The following is a 23,126-nucleotide window of genomic DNA, read 5'->3' as shown; positions in this document are numbered from 1 at the left end:
CAATTTTGTGTGAAAATAATGAAAGCAACAAGAGCTAGACCATACGAATGGCACCATCTAAGCGAATGACTTCACCATTTAGATAGGCATTATCAATAATATGGGTCACCAATTTGGCAAACTCATTGGGAGCGCCCAAACGTTTAGGATAAGGTACGCCCGCCTCCAACTGTTCGCGGGCTTTTTCTGGAATAGATTCCATCATCGGCGTAGCGAAGACACCCGGTGCGATAGTCATCACGCGTATACCGTGACGAGCCAGCTCGCGAGCAAGTGGTAAAGTTAATCCAACCACGCCTGCCTTGGACGATGAGTAACTGGCTTGGCCCACTTGACCATCAAAGGCGGCGATAGATGCCGTATTGATAATAATACCTTGATCCGCATTTTTTCCTATATGGTTCTTTTCTGCATTGGCATCTGTAGCGCTGTCACTGGCCAAACGCTTGGCGATACTCGCTGCGACCAAACGGGCAACATTGAATGAACCGACCAAATTAATGTTGACCCCGCGGCTAAATGCCTCAAGATCTGCCGGGTTGTTATCACGATCTAGAAGCTTTTGTACGACTACGATGCCCGCACAGTTGATTGAGCCTTGTAAGCCGCCGAAAGCTGACTCTGCCAGCTCAACCGCTAATTGCACTTCATCACCGTTGGTGATATCACAACGCACAAAACGTGCGCTATCACCTAGCTCGGCAACCAATGCTTGCCCTGCTGACTTATTCAGGTCAGCGATGACGACGTTACCACCTTGATCGACAATAGCCCGAGCCACTGACTCGCCCAAACCTGATGCACCGCCTGTGACCAAAAAGCTGTTTTGTTTAACTTGCATGATTATTCCTTTAGATTTTGCTTCTTATTAGATACTTTTCTATTAAATTTATAGACGCTTTATCAACTCATTCATGCAGCAGACAGACTACGTAGCAAAAAGCGTTGAATCTTACCACTTGGCGTTTTGGGCAGTTCTGTCACAAACTCAACCTCACGCGGATACGCATGAGTAGATAAGCGTTTGCGTACCAGCTCTTGGATTTCTTTGGCGATTTGCTCACTGCCTTCGACACCGTCTTTTAGCACCACATAAGACTTGATGGTATGACCACGCACTTCATCCGGCACGCCCACGGCCGCAGATTCTGCAACGGCGTCATGCTCTAATACGGTGTTTTCGACATCCGTAGGTCCGACGCGGTAACCTGCGGTAATAATAATGTCATCATCACGGCCTGAGAACCAGTAACTACCGTCACTATGACGCTCGACCACATCGCCTGTTAGATAGTAATCCTCTACAAAGGCTTGTTTTTCATTCCAGCTATAACCACGGAAATAGAACGCAGGCGACTGACTGACCACGACTGCTAACTGTCCTTGCTCACCATCTGGCAGTACAGTCATATCATCACCTAATACCACTAACGTATGACCTGGTAGTGCCATTCCCATTGACCCCACTGGAGACTCGTGCGTTAACGCATGATGCGCACAGCAAGTCATGCCAGTTTCTGTTTGCCCATATTGATCTTTTACCTGACAGTCTAGATAAGTTTCGACCCAGTTGACCACTTCGGTGTTCAGTGTCTCCCCTGCTGAGTTGGCGCAGCGCAAAGACAGCTTGGCATTGGTATCAAGGTCAACGTCATTGTTGTCTTTATTATCAAATACGCCGCTAGATTTCATCATTCGAAATGCCGTCGGTGAAGAGGCTAAATTGGTAATCTTGTGACGTACCATAAAATCACGGGTATTAGTCGCGTCAAATCCTGCCTCATTAAAATAAGTGGCGATGCCCAGTAGCAGAGGCCCTGTAATGGCATAGTACAAGCCATATGCCCAGCCTGGATCTGCCATGTTCCAATATTGATCATCTTCGCGTAGATCGATGGCATAACGCATATATAGGTAAAAAGCAGGTAATGCGGCTAACGGAACGCTGACGCCTTTTGATTTACCAACCGTGCCTGAGGTAAACATTTGCAAAAATGGCGCATCCGTATCGAGCATCACTGGTTCGATCGTTTGCGACTGCACTGCCATAGACTGGCTGTAATGATCGTCACCCCACGTCTGAGCATCTTCTATACTGCCGACCAATACCATTTTGGTTTGCTCAGCCAAATCTTCAAACTTGCTGCGATTTTCTAAGTTAGTAAAAACGACTTTGGTATCGGCTTTATCCATCCGATATTTGATTGAGTCATAACCAAAAGCAGTAAATAGCGGCTGATATACGGCTCCGATACGCCATGTTGCCAATACAACGGTTAGCAGCTCGGGCGTGCGCGGTAGCATAGTCGCTACTTTGTCGCCCGCTTTTACCCCATACGACTGTAGTAAGTTAGCGATTTGAGCACTTGCTTTGTCAAGCTCACCAAAACTCATGCGTGTTATGTTGCCTGCTGTGTCTTCGTGTACTAACGCAGCATTGTCAGCGCGGCCATCGCGTACATGGCGACCACAGCAAGCCATATAAGCATTTAAACGATCATCCACATGCTCGCCAAATATTTCTGACAGCAGTGTATCCATATCAAAATTATTATAGTAATCGGTATAGTTTTTTGGTGTGACGGTAGTATCTGTATCAATATTCGTCGGAGTTTGAGAGGGGGTGTTCATAAGCTAATCCTTTAGCAATATCAGGTCACTGGTAAAATGGTGAAATAGTAAAATGGGATTGTATGATTGCAAAACGGCCACATCCTATAGACCGTTTCATAGGTTCGTATTTATCATGCTCTATTAGTAACGCATTTTTACGTTTATTTCAATACATAACGTATCATTTTTATTTTATAGAAATAGAGATAATCTATAACTAATTATCATTAATTCGTTATAAATCCGCAAAGACACCTACAATCAATAGCCAAAGTACTGCCACATATTTTCAATTTCCTATTAAAGAATTAACACTTCAATATTATTGTCTAAAACCTCACACTTAAACATCAGCTCTTAAAAACCCTAATAACGCTTTCTCTTCACAGCTTTGGTATTTCTTAGTTCGACCGCGGCGCGCTTGTTTGTAAGTTTCAAAAAACTGTCCTGCCAAAAAACGCTCAATGACAATGGGATGAATATAAGAGGCACGGCATACGGTCGGCGTGTTGCCCAGCTCTGCTGCCACACTTTTTACCATATCAGTAACTAATTGCTGTCGCTCAGTGCTTTCTGGTGCACTGGCTAGTATGCTAGCGCCTGCAGACGTTTGTAGCTCATCATATAGGTAGCTTGCTGCAAGTACACTTGCCATCCATGTGCGAAAATCCTTTGCGCTGTACAGTTTACTTTCGCAGTCCATGCCGCACGTATGCATCCGTAAGTAGTCATTGATATCACTACTGTCAACGACTTGCTTATGACCGTTGTCATTTAAGTATTTGAATATTTGATAACCTGGCAGTTCAGAACATGCTTGCACGATGTCAATCAATCGCTCATCTTGCAGCTCAATATGATGCTCTTTTGCACTTTTTCCGACGAAATCAAACGCCAGTCCATTGTCGGTTTCACTAACATGCTTACTACGTAACGTACTTAGACCATAGCTTTTATTTTGTTTGGCGTAGCGGCTATTACCAATACGAATCAAAGTGGTCTCTAGCAATTTAACAACGGCAGCAAGCACATTGGTGCGTGACAGCGACTCTGCTTCCAAATCTGCCTCCACCTGCGCGCGTAGATTGGGCAGTGCCTCTGCAAATCCTATCATCGCATCAAACTTTGCTTGGTCACGGATGTTGTTCCATGACGGATGATACAGATACTGTTTGCGCGATTTTTCGTCTCGCCCTGTTGATTGCAGATGGCCTCGTTCGTCTTGGCATATCCACACCTCTGACCACATAGGCGGTATCACCAATGCATCAAAACGCTGACGCAATGCTTTGTCTTTGACCGTGTTGCCTGTTGCATCACGATAAGTAAAGCCGCGACCCCAACGTCTACGCTCGTAGCCTGGTTCATTGTCACTCACATAACGCAAATTAGCGCGGCGTGCGAGATGCTCGTAATCATAACGCACATCTTTGGTCATTGTCTGCTGGCTAGTCTGTAATTTTGCCTTTGTCATAAACCTATATACCTTTGAGAATTCATGGTTTTAGCATAATTAATGACGGTAGTTTTTGCTGTTTATTTGGCACAGACAAAGTGTAATGCTGTGTAAAATAAAGCAGTGATAAAAATAGGGATAAGGGTTCTAAGTGCTGTACTTTTGAGGCATAATTCAGCATTACTCACGACTTAAGTTTATAAAAAATGAACCATTCACCTGTGAAAATAAAGCCACTCGCTCTCGCCGATCACGATCTTTGGGCGCACTTATGGCAAAACTATCTGACATTTTATGAAACCAATTTGCCATCAAGCACGACGGAGACGACGTGGCGCAATCTGCTTGATGATGACGTCTCTGTTTATGGATTTGGGGCGTGGAGGGATGGTATTTTGGTAGGCATTACCCATGTGGTACTGCATCCCAACACATGGAATACTAACGCGTGTTGTTACTTAGAAGATTTATATGTCGCGAATAATGTCCGTGGTCAAGGCGTAGGACGTGCATTGATTGAACATGTATACTCCTTTGCTAAGGATAAGGACTGCAACCGTGTCTACTGGACGACACAAGAAAGCAACACCACCGCTCGTAAACTCTATGATGCCATTGCGACTCAGACAGATATGGTTCAGTACCGTAAGGACTTATAAAGAGTGAGCTAGAGAATGAAATGCCCACAAAAAACGCCAAGCATCAAATACTTGGCTTTTTTCGTTTTGATACTGCTATAACTTAGAAGTCGTTATTTACCATATACACATAGATAAGCGGTTTCGACGTCTACTTTTACTTGGAACTTCTGATTAGCTTCAACGGTAAACTGCTCGCCAGCGTTAAACGTTTGCCACTCATCACTCTCTGGTAATTTTACGGTCAATGCACCGCTCACCACGCTCATGGTTTCAAATTCACTGGTGCCAAACTCATACTCACCAATTTCCATGACGCCGACAGTCGCAGGCTTGGTAGCCGTTTGAAAAGCAATAGAAGTCACTTTATCATCAAAATAATTATTAACGCTTGGCATAATTTTCCTTAATTAAATATTGGTTACTATTTCAATTAGTTACTATTTTAAAACGGCTGCTTATTTAAAACAGCCTTTTACAGTCCTGCTTTTAGACTCGCTTCGATAAACTGATCGAGGTCACCATCTAGCACCGCACCAGTGTTAAAGGTTTCAACACCCGTACGCAAGTCTTTGATACGTGAGTCATCGAGCACGTATGAGCGAATTTGACTGCCCCAGCCGACGTCAGACTTGCCATCTTCTACCGCTTGCTGCGATTCCATACGTTTTTGCATTTCCAGCTCATAGAGCTTAGCACGTAGCATTTTCATCGCCGTGGCTTTGTTACCATGTTGACTACGCTCATTCTGACAGGTCACTACCACACCTGATGGCTCATGGGTAATACGTACCGCAGAATCTGTCGTGTTTACGTGCTGACCACCCGCCCCAGATGAACGATAGGTATCGATACGCAAATCTGCTGGATTGATATCAATCTCGACGTTGTCATCAATCTCAGGCGAGACAAACACCGCAGCAAACGAGGTATGACGACCATTATTACTATCAAATGGTGATTTACGCACTAAACGGTGAACGCCAATCTCGGTACGCAACCAACCAAACGCATAATCGCCTTTGATCTCAATGGTTGCCGACTTAATACCAGCCACGCTACCTGATGACACTTCAATCACATCTACTTTGAAGCCATGTGATTCTGCCCAGCGTGTATACATGCGCAGCAGCATTTCAGCCCAATCTTGCGCTTCAGTACCGCCACTGCCTGACTGAATATCCAAGTAGCAGTTATTTGGATCCATCTCACCGCTAAACATTCGGCGGAATTCTAAATCAGCAACACGTTTCTCAGCGCTATCTAGCTCGCTCTGCACATCGGCTAGCAATGACTCATCTTCTGCTTCGACTGCCAACTCTAGCATGGCAGACGCATCTTCTAATGTCGTCTCAAGTGACACTACCACATCGATGACACCATCAAGGTGACTTTTTTCTTTATTAATCTTGGTCGCGCGCTCTGGATCATTCCATAGCTCGGGGTTTTCTAACTCTAAATTAACTTCTTCTAAGCGTTCTTGCTTACCATCGAAGTCAAAGATACCTCCGCAAATCCTGCCCACGCTCTGATAAATCTTTAATTTGCTCTTGATACGGATTGATTTCCATAAATGTTCCTGTTTTTCTAAAAAAATAAATAATGAATGTGGCGCTATTTTAAATGAGATTGATGCTAAATGGTTCGCTAATTAACGCTATTGCTAATGTTGCTACTATTACTAGCTTAAATAATCTAAATTGACCAATCTTCTACTGCCCAGCGATGTGCCAAAGCATGCGCATGTAACGCATCATCAGGTGATACGCAAACGGCCACATCAGCCCATTCGAGTAACGGAATATCATTTTTGGAATCTGAATACGCATACGTTTTTTCAAAGGTGATGCCAGAGGTTTGCTGTTTATTTAGCCATTTATCTAAATGGTATATTTTGCCCGCTTGGAAGTTTGGTCTGTCAGTTAGCTTACCTGTATAGCGATTGTCTTTGATCTCTAATGGCGTTGCCAATACATTGGCTTCTTCCACGCCAAAACGCTTGGCAATAGCCGATACCACAAAATCATTGGTCGCAGAAATAATCACCACATCGTGCCCTTGCTCAATGTGCTGGCACAACGCTTCCATCGCTTTTGGGCGAATATGTGGCTCGATTTCGCTTTTAATATAGTCTTCTCTTAGCTCATCAAGTCTATCAAGCGGCAGACTGCTCAAAAACTGCGCGACGAATTCATTGTACTCTGTCGCGTCTAGCGTACCTTCAATATAGTCATTATAAAATTTCTGATTGGCAGTGCGGTACTGCGCCTCATCGACAAGGTCATGCTTTACGATATACTCACCCCAGAGATAATCGCTATCGACATCAAGTAATGTATGATCTAAATCAAATAATGCCAGTTGTTTTTGTTGTGTTTGTGCTTGATTTGCCTGCATGGTGAGACCTTATCGTTGGTTGCGAAAAAATATGAATTATTTAATAAAATTGGGTACAGTTATCTACTAAGGCTGACCGTATTAATTGAACAGTCTATCAATGAAATAAGTATGCACCCTATCGTCTATCTATTTAAACTTAGCTCGTTTACTTACCCTTAGTCAGGCATCGCTATTTCTGTTAAGCCTGTTTTAAATTTCTGGCAACGCTCAGCATAATGTAGCGCTGACATTTTTAGCATCGCTGCTTGCTCATCTGTCAGCGTCTTGACTACTTTTGCAGGCGCGCCCATCACTAGCGAGTTATCAGGAATCACCTGACCTTCAGTAATTAAGGCTTTCGCCCCTATCAGACAGTTTTTACCGATTTTGACATTGTTAAGTACCACAGCGCCAATGCCAATCAAGCTATTATCACCGACTTCACAGCCGTGTAGCATTGCCAGATGGCCGATGGTAACATAATTGCCGACTGTGACCTTTATGCCTGCATCGGTATGAATCACACTATTTTCTTGCACATTACTATAGTCGCCGATATGAATACGATCATTATCACCGCGTATCACGGCACCAAACCAAACATTGGCTTGATGACCCAGATACACATCACCGATTACTTGTGCCGAGTCAGCAATCCAACCGTTGAACGGTACAGCAAACTCAGGGGTTTTGCCTAAATATTTAAATATCATCGTTTTTCCTTAGTAAGGATAATGTTATTTTGGAGTAAGTCATTGGTTATACCACAATCATTTTTATGCTTATTTGATTCGCATGTCAAAGAACCATCTCACTTTGGACCATAGCCATAAAAAATATATTTTACAGTATACAGTCCCATTTAATACCTTATCGTGTGTCCACTTTATAGTACAATTAGCAAGGCCAACATTCTCATTTTGCTATCGTAGCGCCTGCCCTAACAAGTACCGCTACCCTACTAAGGACGCATCCATGCTTCGCGAAACACACGTACCTATTATCTTGTTGGCAAGTAGTGTGATCATCACCGCGCCCAGTTATGCTGAAGATACCTCAAGTTTGGAGAGAGCCGGTGACATTGTTGCGGTTGCCATACCTGCCATTGCTTATGGCAGCACGCATTATATGAATGATAAAGAGGGACGTCAGCAATTTTATCAATCATTTGCTACCAATCTTGCCGTGACCTATGCTGTGAAGTCAACCATTAATAAAGAGCGCCCTGACCATAGCGACAATGACTCCTTCCCATCAGGACATACTTCTTTGGCATTTCAGGGCGCAAGCTTCATTCATAAACGCTATGGATTAGAATATAGTATTCCAGCTTATGTTGGCGCAACTTTTGTGGGTTATAGCCGTGTTAAAGCTGAAAAACATGATGTGGCTGATGTATTTGCTGGTGCAGCACTAGGGGTTGCCAGTAGTATGTATTTGACCAAAAGCTATAACGATCAGCTTCTCATCACAACCAATCTTGCGCCTGACTATTACGGGCTGTCTGTCCACTACCAGTTTTAATCACTCAGTTTGCCCTTGATACTAGCCATAAGTTACTATTTTGTATATAATACGCAAAATCTGTGCCTAAGCGAGCGGACATGATGCAAGTTACCTATTCACTATCTAGTGGGTTTTGTAGTTTTCATCAATAATGTCTTCTCGCTTTTTTGTGGAAAATTTTTGTGTATCGCCCTTTTTTTACTTTTATATGACAACAGTCAAATGCCGTAAATAAAAGGATACGGAGCAATTTTAGTCCAACAAAACATGATGGCACTCACCAATAACAGCGGAGGCAATCCTTGAATTCATCGGCAGAAATACAAGCAATTTTGGCACTAGCAGACGGTACAATCTTTCGCGGTGTCAGTATCGGCAGCCTAGGTCATCGTATTGGTGAAGTGGTATTTAACACAGCCATGACAGGGTATCAAGAAATCCTAACCGATCCAAGTTATGCCCGCCAGCTGGTGACTTTGACTTACCCTCACATCGGTAATACAGGCACCAATAGCGAGGACACAGAATCTGGCAATGGTCACAAAGTATGGGCAGACGGTCTTATCATCCGTGATGCCACCATGGCAACCTCTAACTTCCGTAACTCAGAGTCACTTAGCGACTATTTACAGCGTAATGAGACAGTGGCTATCGCTGAAATTGATACGCGTCAGCTAACACGTCTATTACGTGATAAAGGTGCACAGAACGGCTGTATCATGACCGCATCAGATGGTGAGACTATCAGTAGCGACGATGAGCAAAAAGCGATTGAGTTAGCGAAAGGCTTTGCAGGTCTAAAAGGCATGGACTTGGCAAAAGAATGCTGTACTAAAGAGAACTTCGAGTGGACAGCAGGTACCTGGGATTTATCAGACACCCTACTCAACCGTGATATTCATGGTAGTCATGATAGCGGTACTGGCGGCTTCTTTAAGCAACTTGGCACTCACATCGATTCTAAATACAACGTCGTTGCTTATGACTTCGGTAGCAAAACAAACATCCTGCGCATGCTCGTCGACCGCGGTTGTCACGTGACGGTTGTACCAGCACAGACCCCTATCGCAGACGTGCTAGCGATGAATCCAGATGGCATCTTCTTATCAAACGGCCCTGGTGATCCTGCAGCTTGTGATTACGCTATCGATGCGGTACGTCACATCATTGAACAAACTGACGTCCCAACGTTTGGCATCTGCTTAGGCCATCAGCTGATTGGTCTAGCAAGCGGCGCAAATACCATCAAAATGAAAACTGGCCATCATGGTGCCAACCATCCAGTACAAGACTTAGCGACTGGTACGGTTATGATTACCAGTCAGAACCACGGCTTTGCGGTTGATGAAGACACGCTACCTGACAACGTTAAATCTACTCATCGCTCATTATTCGATGGTACTAACCAAGGTATCGAGTTGACCGATAAGCCTGTATTTAGCTTCCAAGGTCACCCAGAAGCCAGCCCTGGTCCACATGACTGCGCGCCATTGTTTGATAAGTTTGCGGATATGATGGAAGCATCTAAAACTGCCCAAGCGTAAACGGTTGATTATAACTACATAATAAGTAAACGCTTGAATCGTCCATAGCGCTTCAAGCGGCACTAAATAAAGCACTGCAAGTATCAAACGCCTTGAGCGTTACTAAAAATAAAGATTACTCAAATTATCACCCAAACGAAGGTAGCTCTAACTATGCCAAAACGTACCGACATAAAAAGCATTCTTATCATTGGCGCAGGCCCTATCGTCATCGGCCAAGCATGTGAGTTTGACTATTCAGGCGCACAGGCGTGTAAAGCACTAAAAGAAGAAGGCTACCGCGTCATCTTGGTCAACTCAAACCCTGCGACCATCATGACTGACCCTGTCATGGCTGACGCGACCTATATCGAGCCGATTACTTGGCAGACCGTTGAGCAAATCATTGCCAAAGAACGTCCAGATGCAATCTTGCCAACGATGGGCGGACAGACAGCTCTAAACTGTGCGCTAGAGCTAGACAAGCACGGCGTATTGACCAAGTATAACTGCGAGTTGATTGGCGCGACCAAAGACTCAATCGAGATGGCAGAAGACCGCAACTTGTTTGATAAAGCCATGAAGCGTATCGGCCTTGAGTGCCCTCGCGCTGAAACCGCTGAAACCATGGAAGAAGCCTTTGCTACTCAAGAAAAAATGGGCTATCCGTGTATTATTCGTCCATCATTCACGATGGGTGGTTCAGGCGGCGGTATCGCCTATAACCGCGATGAGTTCATTGAAATCTGTGAGCGCGGTTTTGATTTGTCTCCAAACCATCAATTATTGATCGATGAATCATTGATTGGTTGGAAAGAATACGAGATGGAAGTGGTTCGTGACAAAAACGACAACTGCATCATCATCTGCGCTATCGAAAACTTTGACCCAATGGGCGTGCATACCGGTGACTCAATCACCGTTGCGCCAGCACAGACCTTGACGGACAAAGAATACCAAATCATGCGTAATGCGTCATTAGCAGTACTGCGTGAGATCGGTGTAGAAACTGGCGGCTCAAACGTACAGTTCGGTATCAACCCTGATACTGGTCGCATGGTGGTCATCGAGATGAACCCACGCGTGTCACGCTCGTCTGCCCTAGCCTCAAAAGCCACTGGCTTCCCGATTGCCAAAATCGCAGCGAAACTAGCCATTGGTTACACGCTAGACGAATTGCAAAACGACATCACTGGTGGCAAAACGCCAGCCAGTTTTGAGCCTGCACTTGATTATGTCGTGACCAAGATACCTCGTTTTAACTTCGAAAAATTCCCACAAGCAGACAACATCCTATCGACTCAGATGAAATCGGTCGGTGAAGTGATGGCGATTGGTCGTAACTTCCAAGAGTCTATGCAAAAAGCATTGCGCGGTATGGAAACAGGTGCGGATGGCTTTGACGAGCAAATTGACTTGTCAAAAGTAAGTGCCGAAAAAGCGCGTAGCGAAATCATTAACCGCCTAACCATTCCAACACCTGAGCGTATCTACTACGTTGCTGATGCATTCCGCGTCGGTATGAGTGTCGATGAAGTGTTTAACTTTACCAAGATTGACCCATGGTTCTTGGTACAGATCGAAGACATCGTCAAAACAGAAGCTACCGTAAAATCACTTGGTTTTGGCGGCTTGAACGAGAAAAATCTACGTAGCTTTAAACGTAAAGGCTTATCAGATTTGCGCTTGGCTAAATTGCTTGGCATCTCACAGAAGCAGCTACGCAAAAAGCGCTGGGATCTAAACGTCTATCCAGTCTATAAGCGTGTAGATACCTGTGCAGCAGAGTTTGCTACTAGCACTGCTTATATGTACTCGACCTACGATAGCGAATGTGAAGCAAACCCAACAGACAAAAAGAAAATCATGGTTATCGGCGGTGGCCCTAACCGTATCGGCCAAGGTATTGAGTTTGACTACTGCTGTGTACATGCAGCGCTTGCCATGCGTGAAGATGGTTACGAGACCATCATGGTCAACTGTAACCCTGAAACGGTTTCAACCGATTATGACACTTCTGACCGTCTATACTTTGAGCCAATCACGTTAGAAGACGTGTTAGAGATCGTTCGTATCGAAAACCCTGATGGCGTGATTGTCCAGTTCGGTGGTCAAACGCCATTGAAACTTGCTCGTGCACTAGAGTCAGCAGGCGTTAAAATCATCGGTACTAGCCCAGATGCAATCGACCGTGCCGAAGATCGTGAACGCTTCCAGCACATGATTCAGCAGCTGAATTTAGTACAGCCATCAAACGCTCTAGCGACCAGCTTAGAAGACGGCTTGGTTAAAGCAAAAGATGTAGGCTATCCATTGGTTGTACGTCCATCTTATGTACTAGGTGGCCGCGCGATGGAAATCGTCTACAACGAAGACGAGCTAAGACATTACCTACGTACTGCGGTACAAGCATCGAACGAAGCGCCTGTCCTACTAGATCGTTTCTTAGATGATGCTATCGAAGTCGACGTAGACTGTGTATGTGATGGTACTGATGTCGTCATCGGCGGTATCATGCAACATATCGAACAGGCTGGTGTCCACTCAGGTGACTCAGCATGCTCACTACCACCATACTCACTGTCTAAAGAGCTATGTGATGTGATGCGTGCACAGACGGTCGCCATGGCAAAAGAGCTAGGTGTTATCGGTCTGATGAACGTACAGTTCGCAGTAAAAGGTGAAACGGTATATATCCTAGAAGTGAACCCACGTGCTGCACGTACAGTACCGTTTGTCTCTAAGTGTATCGGTACTTCGTTAGCACAGGTTGCAGCGCGCTGTATGGCTGGTACTTCGCTTAAAGACCAAGGTTTTACCACTGAAATCGTTCCAGCATTCTATGCGGTCAAAGAAGCGGTATTCCCATTCGCCAAGTTCCCAGGTGTTGACCCAATCTTGAGTCCTGAGATGAAATCAACGGGCGAAGTTATGGGCGTGGGCAAAACCTTTGGCGAAGCATTCTACAAGGCCATTATCGGTAGTAATGAGCGTCTGCCAGGTCTACCGACTGAAGGCGAGACAAAAACGGTCTTTATCTCAGTTCGTGATAGTGACAAAGCCCAAATTGCTCCGATTGCTCGTCAGCTTGCAGACTTTGGCTTTAAGATTGTCTCGACCACTGGCACGCAAAAAGTACTGAGCGACGCTGGTATCGAATGTCAGCAAATCAACAAGGTCACTGAAGGTCGCCCGCATATCGTTGACGCCTTGAAAAACGGCAAAATTGACCTTATCATCAACACAACTGAAGGCAAGCAGGCACAAGAGGACTCGTTCTCTATTCGCCGCAGTGCGCTACAGGGCAAGGTATTCTATGTCACCACGTTAGGTGCAGCCGATGCGGTTTGTAAATCTTACGCGATTGACTTACCGTTTGATGTCTATAAGTTACAAGATTTGCATGAGCAAGCAAAGTCTATTGGCTAGTTCTATTGACTTGGTAGAATAATTTCAGTAGATTAAGCATAACCATTAGGCTTGCCTAATCGCTCACAAAGGCATCGCTAAATACAACCGAGCGCTGCCAGAGAGCGACACCTTTATCATGATAGACCCAAAAGCATAGTGGCAATATTGCGACTATGCTTTTTATTACGTAAGCTTAAGCGTGGCTATGCTTAAATTGAGGTGAGATACACTCATAAATGATAGTCAGCTTACTTATTACGACGTCTTAATTATCATTCTTTTATATTTTATATCCATTGCAACAGCACTGACACCATCTCATTATGAGGTGGTGTGGTGTTATTGGTTTAAGGAAAAAACATGCAACGTTACCCAATGACTCCGCAAGGACATGCGGCTTTAGAAGCCGAATTAAAACAGTTAAAAAGTGTCGACCGTCCACGTATCACAGCATCGATTGCTGAAGCACGTGAACATGGCGATCTAAAAGAGAACGCTGAATACCATGCTGCTCGCGAGCAACAAGGGTTTTGTGAAGCACGTATCCGTGATATCGAAGCCAAACTTGGTGGCGCTCAAGTCATCGATCCTTCAACACTACCAAAAGAAGGTCGTATTGTCTTTGGTGTCAGCGTCGTGATCGAAAACATGGACACTGAAGAAGAAAAGCAGTACAAAATCGTTGGTGATGATGAGGCTGATTTTAAAGCAGGTAAAATCTCAGTCAACTCACCAATCGCGCGCGGTCTGATTGGTAAGTTTGAAGGCGATGAAGTACGCATCGAAACCCCAAAAGGTGTGGTTGAATACGAAGTCATGAAAGTTATCTACGATTAATCATACGCTCTGAATGGCAGGCAATTTAAGCAGTACATTATTAGTTAAGGCTTTATACTGCCAGACAATAAACATTTACTTTGTAAGTAGCCGCTCGATTCAATTGTAGACATTTTTCATCATCATAGATGCGATTTTCGATCTAGTGCATGTCCTCAATGCAACCCATGTCATAACGAAAAATGACATTACGCATTGATAGCATTTATACCGCTTTGGTTACACAATGCAGCTTTTATACATGATTTGTTTTGGCGCATAATTATTTGAGTTTATGAGTGCGCCATTATTGTGATATTGAGCATCGTTGATATTGAACACAGTCGACGCTACGTCACATCTATGAGCTTTCGAATAAGTTCATACTGCGTTGCTCATTACTCAAGATAATGATGGTCTGATCATAGACACCGGCTATCGTCAGTACTGATACCCTCGTTATTTGGCATACTTTGTGGTGTCAATTGGCGGGGGTTTCGCTTATCTGGGCATTATTTATTGCTGCTTTACTTACTGCTACTTTGTTTATTGATACTGCTAAGGAGTCTATTATGACCATGAGAACTTATATACCAACAGCGCTAACCAACACTGTATCTGCCATATTCGCAGGTACGATACTTGCCGCCTCTTCAGCACATGCTGCGCCTGAAATCGCTATCAGCTCATCTGCAGGCAGTAGTACCACGGTGGTTGAGCAATACTCCAATGGTCAAACAGCCACTATCACGGCAACACCAAACGGCATCACGATGCAAGATGGTATGCCTTATGCGGTGACGCAGGTCACAAACGTGCCACGCTATGTCGTTCGCCAAGGTGCCAACAGCGCAGTCATCACTCAAGGTAGCACGACGGTGACAAGCGTACCCGTGACCAATCGGATGACCAACAGTGTTACTAAAGTAGATGTCATCGCCACACCTATCAATACCGTGACACAAGTATTACCTGTAACCAGAGCCACTCAGCTACCAGTCATAAACGCGCCAGCGACAACCGTCATTACCAATCAGCCTACAACGAGTCAAGTAACTACGACTACCTTAGACACCCTGCAGTTGACCCCTACGTTTAGTACGCCTGGTGTCGTAAACGCGAACACCAAAGTGATGAAAATCATGAAAAATGGTACTGGCCGTGAAGTCGCTGTGCCTGCCAATCATATTGCTCCAGGTGATGTCATTGAATATCACACCACCTATACCAATACCACAGCGCAGCCCGTTAATGATATTAATGCTATGATCTCACTCCCTAGCGGCGTGCAGTTGGTATCGTTGAATAGCCCGCTACCGACACTTGCCACCATTGGCGGCGACACCTATCAAACCATCCAGCAAGTTGGCAATACGGTCACCATACAAGAAAATTACTCTGGTTTGAAATGGAACTTGGCAAACCTTAATGCCAATGGCAATCAAACCGTTGTCATACGTGCGAAGGTTCAGTAAGTATCTGCCTCGACTATAGCGTATGTTTTTTATACGTATCGCTCTAAAACAGGTCTTGAATGTTCAAGACCTGTTTTAATATATGACTCTTCTAATATTGGCATGGTATAACTGGCTCTTAATCCTCTTTCCATAATTTACATCAATCAGTATTGATAATTATACCCATCACCTCCCTCCTAATCCCATTGTCGTATACGACACTATCTGTCGTGTTGTTTCATTAATTTTCCTATTAATACAATGACTTAATACATATTTTGGTAAAATAGTCGTTCATTAATTAATTGGTAATAACCGACTTATGGCAAACATCAATTATGAAAGATTACAGGGCAAACTTAATATTTTGGCCGATGCAGCAAAATACGATGTGTCTTGCTCATCCTCGGCTGGTACGCGTAAAAATCAAGGCGGCGGTTTAGGCGATGCCTCAGCCACTGGTATTTGCCACAGCTATACCGAAGACGGTCGCTGCGTCAGCTTGCTAAAGATTCTGTTGACCAACCACTGCATTTATGACTGTGCGTATTGCACCTCACGTAAAAGCAACGACACCCCGCGTGCGGCGTTTAGTGTCGAAGAAGTCGTGGACTTGACCATGCAGTTTTATCGTCGCAACTATATCGAAGGGCTGTTCCTGAGCTCTGGTATCTTCAAAAATGGCGACTATACGATGGAGCGACTAGTCGAAGTTGCCAAACTCCTACGTACTCGTGAGCGTTTCAACGGTTATATTCATCTAAAGACCATACCTGGTGCATCAAAGGAACTGCTGCTAGAGGCAGGACTCTATGCTGACCGACTGAGCGTCAATATCGAGATTCCGACCAAATCAGGATTGGCTTTGCTTGCGCCAGAAAAATCACATGAGCAATTAAAAGCGCCGATGGAAACGGTTAAAGAAGAGATTATCACTATCCGTGAGAGTCGTAAAACCCACAAAAAAGCACCTAAATTTACGCCCGCAGGTCAGACCAGTCAAATGATTGTTGGGGCGAGTAATGAGACCGACTTACAGGTGATACGGCTATCCAGTCATTTTTATAAAACCTATGATCTAAAGCGTGTCTACTATTCAGGTTATGTACCGATGCTCTCTGACAACCGATTGCCTGCAATTGGTACTCCTGTGCCTATGGTGCGAGAGAACCGCCTATATCAAGCAGACTGGTTAATGCGTTTTTATGGGTTTGGCGCGCACGAGATTGTCGAGCCAGAGTCACCATTCTTGGATTTAGATTGTGATCCAAAACTGGCTTGGGCGATACGTCATCGCGAGCATTTCCCAGTCAATATTCAAACAGCGACTTATGAGATGATTGTACGTATACCAGGTATCGGTACCAAAACTGCCAAGAAAATTGTGAAGGCGCGTCGGTTTAACCAATTGACCCTACATCACCTAAAAAAGATGGGCGCTGCGGTCAACCGTGCCAAATACTTTATCGCCACCACTGGCAAGAACGAGCATTTGGCTCACTTGACGCGCGATAATTTTCGTCAATATGTACTGGCACAAACACAGACCAAGTTTAAAGATCAACGTAGCGGACAGTTGGCTTTGTTTTAGATAGTGTTTGCTAAAAAAATAGCCTTTCCGCTACGGTATTTATGATGGTTATTTGCGATAACTATTTACCATAAAAATGTAGGACCAACCATGTCAGCACTTATGCAAAACGACGCTTACGCTATCGGTCAGTTAACGCCTAGTATCGTGCTATATGAACCAAGTTTTGAGGGGTGGCTCAGTGCGGTATTTTATGTCTATGCCAACCGATTGCAAAACGACATTTCATTAAAGCTCACCGCTCAAGACTGTTATGTGCCTTCCTTAATAGCGCAAGCGACTAGCGTTGCTATGGATGAAGGCAACGCTGAGCGCGTGTTGGTAAAGCTAAATACGTTGCTAGGACGCTCTGGTATGCGCAATCTTTTATGGGGGTTCTTGTCGGAGAAGGATGATATCGGTACGACGTTGTTTCGTGTGGTCAAGTATGCCATCGATTACCCTAGCCGTCAGATCATACAAGATTTAGGTCATTTAGACGTTCTAGAGTTAGCACAAACGGTCAAGTCGGTCGGGCGCGAAAAGCATCGTATGGAGGCATTTGTACGCTTTGAGCACACGACTGATGATATCTATTTTGCGCGGGTCGAACCTGACTTTAATGTATTGCCACTGATCGGAGAGCATTTTCGCCAACGTTATCAAGATCAACACTGGGCAATCTATGATCTGACGCGTGGTTATGGCATTTATTATGATAAAAGTAATAGCACGCCTACTCGCCCTGCACCGCTACAGACCATTACTGATCTTGACGATGCTGTACTACGCAATCCTGCCAGTATTCATAGCCCTGATGAGCAGCGCTATCAAAAATTTTGGCAGGGTTATTTTACCAACGTCAATATCAAAGAGCGCAAAAACTCCAAGCTACATAGACAGTATCTCCCGCAGCGCTATTGGAAGTACTTGAGCGAGAAGCAAGTACTGCCCAATGCTGAACATTTACAAAAGCGTCGTTAGTAAGTTTTAGCGTGTCAGCCAAGACAGGCATACTGATATATCTTGAGAAACCAAACCTCTGAGTCATCTTTGTATCTTGATGGTTGAGTTTTAATCGCTTTTAACTGACAATAGCAGCTCAATATTCTTAACCGGTGACCAACGCTATTATGAAGATTATGCGCTTACTGTCGTCTTTGAAGCATGATGAATCCGAGCGCGGTATTTTTCACCTTGGGCGTGCATTGGTCAAAAACGAGCATACCTCTATCATCGTCTCTAGTGCAGATGAGAGCAATGATCTGGTCAGACGGCTCAAGCGCGATGGTAATATCTATCATCAGCTACATATGAATAAAAAGTCTTGGTTGTCATTGCTGCAAGTCTCAGCACTACGGCACCTGATCGAAAAGTATGAACCTGATGTTATTCATATACATTCGCGTACCCCTGCATGGATACTGCATTTAGCGCTGCGACGTGCACGAGTTAAGCATTTCCCAAAGCTGGTCTCCACCATGTATGGGTTCTACCCCATCAATAAGTACTCCCAAGCGCTACTCAATGTCGATACCATTATTACCGTATCTGATAGTGTCACCCAATACCTACACAAAGGCCTGCGCCGAGAAGATGTAGACCCAAAAAAAGTCGTACGTATCCATCGCGGCATTGATACTCGACGTTATCCTTATCGGCACAATCCTTCGGTCTATTGGCTACGTCATACGTTTGCCGAATATCCTGAGCTTGAGCATAAGAAGTGGCTCGTTTTTCCAACAGTTATCGGAAATGAGTATGGTCAAGAGTGGCTGATTGATATTTTGGGCAACCTGCAAGAGCAGTTTCCCAATATTCATGTCATTATTATGGATGATGATTATAGAGATGGTGATGTCATTCATGAAGACTTTCGTCAGCGTACCAATAGCTTGGGACTCTCTGAACGTATTACCTATGTGGGCAGCAAGCGTAATGATATGCGCGAATGGCTCTCAGCCGCCAACATCGTTATGGCGCTTGCCAACGAACCTGAATCAATTGGTATCAACGCCCTACAAGCGATCCACTTGGGCACACCTGTGATTGGTTGGGATCAGGCAGCCTTTAGTGAAATCCTACAACCGCTCTATCCGCAAGGACTGGTCAAAAAACACAATGCTAACTCGTTATGCAAAGCTGTACGCAATCAGTTAGAGAGTGTGACTCGTCCTGAAATGACCAACCAATTCACGATGCGTGAGATGATCGAAAAAACGCTTGCAGTCTATCAAAGCTTACATGAGGCGGCGATAGCAGAAGAGCAAGCCAGAGCCGATGCAATCGCCGTACGGCGAATCAAAAAAGCCCTTAAAAAACCTGCCGTTGGTGCAGCGGTGAAGCATGTCGAGCCTATTCCTAAGCGCCCTAAAGTCAAACTGATCAAGAAAAAATCATATACAGCTGAAGCAGATGCAGTAGAAGCAAATAAAGTAGAAGCGTCGTCGAAAGTAGACATAAACCCAGAAGTCCTTAAAGACGATGAGAAGTCATAAGCTGATCATGATAGTGTCCTTACGCACAAACTCATTTATAATGATTTTAAGAGACATGGTTATTTAATTGAGTAAACTAAAAAAGCCTAACGTTTGACGTTAGGCTTTTTTATATAGCGAATTCAGATACAACTAGTTTTTATATGGGTTTTCTTTTAGCCACTGCTGGTTAGCAATTTTTAGTTCATGTAGTTCATGATCCATGATCTCTTTACTCTTGCCAGGGTTTTTCATAGTAGCATAGCCATATAATGCAGCCCCTAAAACTGTCCAGCCAAGGAAGATCCACCACTCAATAGCGACGAGTGCTGACGGCATACCTGGTAAGTAGAGTGCCAGCATACCCAGACTAAGCAGAATAGTAATGACGCCAACCAATTTACCCGCTGGTACTTTAAACGGACGTACCATATTAGGCTCGCGGTAACGCAGCACTAAGAATGAAAGCGCCACACAAGTATAGGCGATGACGATACCGAATCCGCCCGCATCCACAATCCATACGAGCATTTTACGACCAAAGAGTGGCGCTAGTGTTGCAAGGCCACCGATCAACAAGATGGCATTGACTGGGGTGTTGTACTTAGGATGCAGTTTGCATAAGAACTGCGGTAGCATATGCGTTTTACCCATCGCATATAGCAGACGACTACCACCGATAAGAAACGCGTTCCAGCTTGACAAGATACCAAGTACACCGCCAATAACCAGTAGCGTACCTGCCCATTTACCATTCCAAGCATTGGTCATCGCATCAGCGGTTGCCAATGTTGAGTCTTGCGCTTGTAGTAGTGGCAAGGTTTTGCCCACACTCCAGGCGACAGCAACGTACCAAAGCACGGCGATGATAATAGACACAATCAAGAACTTGCCGATATTTGGACGAGATAGATTGATTTCTTCTGCGGCTTGCGGAATGACGTCGAAGCCCACAAACAAAAACGGTACCATTACCATTACCGTCATGATGCCGCCTATACCACCGATAAAGTTAGGCGCTTGTACGGTAGTAGAGGTCTCAGTATTAAACAATAATGCCCCAACGAACAGTAATATACCGACAAGAAAAATACCTACGACGGCCAGCTTTTGAAACCAAGCACTGACTTCTAAACCGCGTATATTGAGCCATGTGACAATCACTGAGCCGAGCATACCGACAGCGACCCATGTAGCATAGACATCCCAGCCAGCGATATTCCAGAGATAGCCTTGGCTATAATTTGGAATGATATACTCAACAACGGTAGGCAATGCGACCGCCTCAAAAGCCACGACAGAGAAATAACCGAATAAAATACTCCATGAACAAATAAAGGAAATGTTTACTCCCAAGGCACGGTGGGTATATGTATGCTCACCTCCCGTGATAGGCATGGATGCAGCCAACTCAGCATAGGTCACACCGATGAGCACAACGACCAAACCACCGATTAAAAAGGCACTGATGGCCCCCCATATGCCTGCCGAGATGATCCAACTGCCTGCCAGTACTACCCAGCCCCAACCAACCATCGCACCGAATGCCAGTGCAATGATGTCAAAAACACCTAACGATTTTTTTAATTCAGACATAACCTACTCCTTGTCTGTGTGTCATCCGTGTACGCCTTTTATAGCTACACTATTTCGATTTATTGGGATAAACCCATCATATTTACTGGTTTGCCCAGACCTTATCGTTTGATATTTTCTAATATTCAAAAAACAAAAACGGCGTCTTGACTGGCAAGACGCCGTTCAGAAACACACCATAAGTGAGTGCTACGAGGGCAGCCTTGCCGTTATCTTAAATATAACTTTTTGACCAAAATCCGTGTTTTGTCAAAAGCGATCCATCGCTACAGTAAATGACACTCGGTAACTATTAAGCCGTTAGGATATCTTTGATGATATCAAGACCTTCTTGTAGCACTTCATCTTCAACCGTCAATGGCACCATGACGCGAATGGCATTGCCATACATACCACAAGACGCTAATAGTAGACCTTTTTCAAATGATTTTGCTTTTAGATTGGTAGCGGCTGCGGCATCAGGCTTGCCTTCGCTATCAATCAATTCAAACGCTAGCATAGCGCCTTTATAGCGGATATGACCGATACTGCTTAGGTTCAAACCTTTTAAGAACTCAGCGATGGTATCGCCAATCTCCACACTACGCTCTAGTAGGTTTTCTTCTTCAATCACATCCATGACAGCAAGCGCAGCCACACAGGCGAGTGGGTTACCAGAGTACGTACCACCCAAACCGCCAACTTGCGGGGCATCCATGATATCAGCACGGCCGATGACCGCAGAGATAGGATAACCACCTGCCAAACTCTTTGCAGCGGTCATCAAGTCAGGCTCAACGCCTAGCTGCTCAGTGGCAAACAACGTACCTGTACGGGCAAAACCACACTGTACTTCATCAAAAATAAGCACGATGCCATGCTCATCACAGATTTCGCGTAGTGCCTTGGCAAATGATGGTGTCACCTGATGGAAACCGCCCTCGCCTTGGACTGGCTCAACAATCATTGCGGCCACTTCGCTAGGGTCGATATCTGCTTGGAAGATCATATCAAGGCTATGTAGCGCTTGCGCTTCTGTCACATTCAACTCTTCTGCAGGGAACAGCGCATGGAACACAGGTCCTGGCATTGGGCCGAAGTTCTTTTTGTATGGTAGTACTTTACCAGTCAAGCTCATGCACATCATCGTGCGACCATGCCAGCCACCGACAAAAGAAATTACGCCTGGACGACGGGTTTTAGCACGCGCAATCTTGATGCAGTTTTCGACCGCTTCTGCGCCAGTGGTCAAAAAGAATGCCTTGGTATCGCCGCTGATTGGCGCTTTTTCGCACAGCTTTTCTGCCAAATCCACATAGCACTCATAGTTGATCATTTGCGCCGCAGTGTGCGTAAATTTGTCGAGCTGCTCATGCACACGCTGGGTGATTTTTGGATGGCTGTGACCAGTATTCAATACTGAGATACCACCGACAAAGTCGATATAACGCTTGCCTTCGATGTCCCAAATTTCTGAGTTCTTTGCACGTTCTGCAAAGATAGGAAAGGCAACCCCAAGTCCTGTTGGTAAAACAGCTTTGCGGCGCTCAAGTAATGATTGATTGGTAGTCATGGGAATGTCCTTTTCTGTGTTCGTAACATAGATGCCATCTAGGGATTGGCGGTTTGTAGTAAGGGGTGACTTAATTCATACGTGTTGACTATCGAATGGCACCTTTTTCACGGCACCAAAGATATTCAAAAC

18 protein-coding genes are annotated in these 23,126 nt (G+C 44.8%); 9 read left to right on the top strand and 9 right to left on the bottom strand.

Annotated features, from left to right (window positions below):
* Positions 1 to 34: 34 nt before the first annotated feature.
* From AC5JPO_RS00615 to AC5JPO_RS00605, 3 genes are all read right to left on the bottom strand, one after another.
* Complete coding sequence (locus tag AC5JPO_RS00615) at positions 35 to 841, bottom strand: SDR family NAD(P)-dependent oxidoreductase (protein ID WP_493852071.1); 807 nt, start codon at positions 839 to 841, stop codon at positions 35 to 37.
* Positions 842 to 912: 71 nt separating this feature from the next.
* Positions 913 to 2,631 carry an AMP-binding protein gene (locus AC5JPO_RS00610; protein WP_493852072.1) on the bottom strand — a complete coding sequence of 573 codons (1,719 nt, stop codon included), beginning with the start codon at positions 2,629 to 2,631 and terminating at the stop codon, positions 913 to 915.
* 325 nt (positions 2,632 to 2,956) lie between these two features.
* A complete protein-coding gene (locus AC5JPO_RS00605; RefSeq protein ID WP_493852073.1) occupies positions 2,957 to 4,087 on the bottom strand; it encodes a DNA topoisomerase IB in 1,131 nt (376 codons plus the stop codon).
* A 188-nt stretch (positions 4,088 to 4,275) separates the two neighbouring features.
* On the opposite strand from AC5JPO_RS00605, the gene AC5JPO_RS00600 reads away from it, so the two are divergent.
* Positions 4,276 to 4,728 (top strand): GNAT family N-acetyltransferase, encoded by a 453-nt coding sequence (locus AC5JPO_RS00600; protein WP_493852074.1) that lies wholly within the window; start codon positions 4,276 to 4,278, stop codon positions 4,726 to 4,728.
* Positions 4,729 to 4,820: 92 nt separating this feature from the next.
* Here AC5JPO_RS00600 and ppnP read toward each other — a convergent pair whose 3' ends face one another.
* The 4 genes from ppnP to AC5JPO_RS00580 all read right to left on the bottom strand — a co-directional run bounded on the left by ppnP (position 4,821) and on the right by AC5JPO_RS00580 (position 7,799).
* On the bottom strand, positions 4,821 to 5,105 hold the full coding sequence (ppnP, locus tag AC5JPO_RS00595) for a pyrimidine/purine nucleoside phosphorylase (protein ID WP_057760713.1): 285 nt from the start codon (positions 5,103 to 5,105) through the stop codon (positions 4,821 to 4,823).
* Between the two features lie 77 nt (positions 5,106 to 5,182).
* Positions 5,183 to 6,278, bottom strand: a protein-coding gene (gene prfB / locus AC5JPO_RS00590) for a peptide chain release factor 2 (RefSeq protein WP_493852075.1) whose coding sequence is annotated in 2 segments (ribosomal slippage) — positions 5,183 to 6,205 and positions 6,207 to 6,278 — 1,095 coding nt in all. Because the reading frame shifts where the segments join, the coding sequence is not laid out codon by codon here.
* Between the two features lie 124 nt (positions 6,279 to 6,402).
* Entirely contained in the window at positions 6,403 to 7,104 is a 702-nt protein-coding gene (locus AC5JPO_RS00585) for an HAD family hydrolase (RefSeq protein ID WP_493852076.1), read from the bottom strand.
* A 158-nt stretch (positions 7,105 to 7,262) separates the two neighbouring features.
* Positions 7,263 to 7,799 carry a gamma carbonic anhydrase family protein gene (locus AC5JPO_RS00580; RefSeq protein ID WP_493852998.1) on the bottom strand — a complete coding sequence of 179 codons (537 nt, stop codon included), beginning with the start codon at positions 7,797 to 7,799 and terminating at the stop codon, positions 7,263 to 7,265.
* Between the two features lie 262 nt (positions 7,800 to 8,061).
* Between AC5JPO_RS00580 and AC5JPO_RS00575 the strand changes: the two genes are divergently transcribed.
* The 8 genes from AC5JPO_RS00575 (at position 8,062) to AC5JPO_RS00540 (ending at position 19,867) form a co-directional block, all read left to right on the top strand.
* The gene (locus AC5JPO_RS00575; RefSeq protein ID WP_058025191.1) at positions 8,062 to 8,610 is read left to right on the top strand and encodes a phosphatase PAP2 family protein; all 549 of its coding nucleotides are present in this window, start codon (positions 8,062 to 8,064) and stop codon (positions 8,608 to 8,610) included.
* Between the two features lie 284 nt (positions 8,611 to 8,894).
* Positions 8,895 to 10,136, top strand: a complete 1,242-nt coding sequence (gene carA / locus AC5JPO_RS00570) for a glutamine-hydrolyzing carbamoyl-phosphate synthase small subunit (RefSeq protein WP_493852078.1) — start codon at positions 8,895 to 8,897, stop codon at positions 10,134 to 10,136.
* A 153-nt stretch (positions 10,137 to 10,289) separates the two neighbouring features.
* Positions 10,290 to 13,544: a carbamoyl-phosphate synthase large subunit gene (gene carB / locus AC5JPO_RS00565; protein ID WP_493852079.1), complete on the top strand. Its 3,255-nt coding sequence runs from the start codon at positions 10,290 to 10,292 to the stop codon at positions 13,542 to 13,544.
* A gap of 342 nt (positions 13,545 to 13,886) precedes the next feature.
* On the top strand, positions 13,887 to 14,363 hold the full coding sequence (gene greA, locus AC5JPO_RS00560) for a transcription elongation factor GreA (protein WP_057760725.1): 477 nt from the start codon (positions 13,887 to 13,889) through the stop codon (positions 14,361 to 14,363).
* 551 nt (positions 14,364 to 14,914) lie between these two features.
* A complete protein-coding gene (locus tag AC5JPO_RS00555) occupies positions 14,915 to 15,817 on the top strand; it encodes a hypothetical protein (protein WP_493852080.1) in 903 nt (300 codons plus the stop codon).
* A 304-nt stretch (positions 15,818 to 16,121) separates the two neighbouring features.
* On the top strand, positions 16,122 to 17,390 hold the full coding sequence (locus AC5JPO_RS00550; RefSeq protein ID WP_493852081.1) for a putative DNA modification/repair radical SAM protein: 1,269 nt from the start codon (positions 16,122 to 16,124) through the stop codon (positions 17,388 to 17,390).
* Between the two features lie 90 nt (positions 17,391 to 17,480).
* Entirely contained in the window at positions 17,481 to 18,353 is an 873-nt protein-coding gene (locus AC5JPO_RS00545; protein ID WP_493852082.1) for a TIGR03915 family putative DNA repair protein, read from the top strand.
* Between the two features lie 149 nt (positions 18,354 to 18,502).
* Positions 18,503 to 19,867: a glycosyltransferase gene (locus AC5JPO_RS00540; RefSeq protein WP_493852083.1), complete on the top strand. Its 1,365-nt coding sequence runs from the start codon at positions 18,503 to 18,505 to the stop codon at positions 19,865 to 19,867.
* A 132-nt stretch (positions 19,868 to 19,999) separates the two neighbouring features.
* On the opposite strand, the gene AC5JPO_RS00535 is transcribed toward AC5JPO_RS00540, so the two are convergent.
* Positions 20,000 to 21,442 (bottom strand): APC family permease, encoded by a 1,443-nt coding sequence (locus AC5JPO_RS00535; RefSeq protein ID WP_493852084.1) that lies wholly within the window; start codon positions 21,440 to 21,442, stop codon positions 20,000 to 20,002.
* Between the two features lie 292 nt (positions 21,443 to 21,734).
* The gene (gabT, locus tag AC5JPO_RS00530; protein ID WP_493852085.1) at positions 21,735 to 22,994 is read right to left on the bottom strand and encodes a 4-aminobutyrate--2-oxoglutarate transaminase; all 1,260 of its coding nucleotides are present in this window, start codon (positions 22,992 to 22,994) and stop codon (positions 21,735 to 21,737) included.
* Positions 22,995 to 23,126 lie beyond the last annotated feature (132 nt).

The organism is Psychrobacter sp. H25 (assembly GCF_059076335.1).
This window is presented reverse-complemented; position numbering and strand designations above follow the sequence as displayed.